We start from the raw sequence: 1,501 nt of genomic DNA on the forward strand, positions 1-1,501 counted from the left end.
AAATATGGTGAAATGCTCAATGTTGTTCAAAATAATGTTAGAACAAACATGACCTTTTATGATATGTGGAAGATCCAATCCAATTATAAAGACGCTCGAGAAAATATAGAGCAGCACAAACTTAAAGGATCAGATAAAACGATAAAGGGTACTTACTATTATATACCAGATAAGAAAGATCTCCGAAAAATTTCCAATGACATGAAAACGCATTTGGAGATGAACGATAAGCAGGTATAAGGTAGTTGTGTGCTAGCAAGAGCCTATAAATTTCAGTATTTTGCCAAAGGAAGAGGGATATCACCTCCCTCTTTTTATCTTTCGAAACGATTTAACGCGTTACAGCTATCTCGAATTGTATTAAAAGAAAAATAAAAAAAAGGGAAGGTTTTTTATGGATATTTTATATAAATTTATGGATAATAAAATATTATTACTGACCACAATTGTCGTATTAATTGTTATTGTCCTCGGGGTATTATTAATTTTAAAGAAAAAAAATAAAAATTATGATCAAATGTTTGAAGAATTTCAAATGGAAGCCGTGGAAAATCTCTCTAAAGTGGAAAAAGATCTTAAACAAGAGAAAGAACAATTGGTCAACCAGGTTAAGGAAGGTTATGAGAGCAAAATCAGTGATTTTAAAGAATATGTTCGTACCGTGGAAAAGATCTCTAGAACTACCAGTGAAGTCAATACTCATAATATATTAACCGAGATAAAGGAAAAATTAGTTTTAGAAGGTACGATCCAACCTTTTCAAATGATGATTCTGGATAATGTGTTTTTTCCATTTAAAAAAGCAAATGGGGAAATAGGTACAACAAAAATCGATCATATAGTTTTGATGAAAACTGGAATTTATATCATTGACACGAATGAGTTCCATGGGGATATATTATATGGAATTTCAAAAGAAAATACCAAACAATTTTCGTTCATTCTTGATAATCTTTTTCCTTCTGAGGATGATGAAACTGAAAAGACAATCGTATTCGTTAATAAAAATAAGGATCCAAAAGAATTGAATGTTATTTCGTTTGATGATCCGTCAAAACAAGTTATGTCCGGAGTCGATAATTTGAATCAATTACTTGAAAAACATATCCAATATAATTCTATAACACCCATCCTTTATTTTCATGCAAACAAACTCATTAATTATTCACAAAATAAAATCCCTTATGTTTTTGACGATAAACAAACCCTCTATAAATTCTTTATGAGGCAATTAGACGGTTACAATGATGTTCATTCAGAAGATGAGTTAGAAAAGATGAAAAATATCATTGAAAACGTTAGTATTAATTGATAAACAAATAGAACAATCCACTATTAGAGCTATACGATTAATTCAAGAAAATTTTGACCTTAAAGCAATCAAGGAAAAAAGACCAATTTATATTTCACTGGGTAATGTCTTTAACCACGCGATTGATTTCGCTTGTTTGTTATGAAACACCTACCACCGAGGATAGACGGAGAGGGGATTTTGATAAGG

General features: G+C 30.5%; 1 protein-coding gene and 1 pseudogene. Both read left to right on the plus strand.

Annotation, left to right across the window (positions count from 1 at the left end; all coding sequences use genetic code 11):
* Positions 1–240: pseudogene (locus ABHN01_RS25550) on the plus strand (LytR family transcriptional regulator); the annotation flags it as partial.
* 154 nt (positions 241–394) lie between these two features.
* Positions 395–1,312: a nuclease-related domain-containing protein gene (locus tag ABHN01_RS25555; protein WP_429877877.1), complete on the plus strand. Its 918-nt coding sequence runs from the start codon at positions 395–397 to the stop codon at positions 1,310–1,312.
* Positions 1,313–1,501: the final 189 nt, after the last annotated feature.

Source organism: Fictibacillus sp. NRS-1165 (assembly GCF_050468105.1).
Lineage (GTDB): Bacteria > Bacillota > Bacilli > Bacillales > Fictibacillaceae > Fictibacillus_C > Fictibacillus_C terrinigri.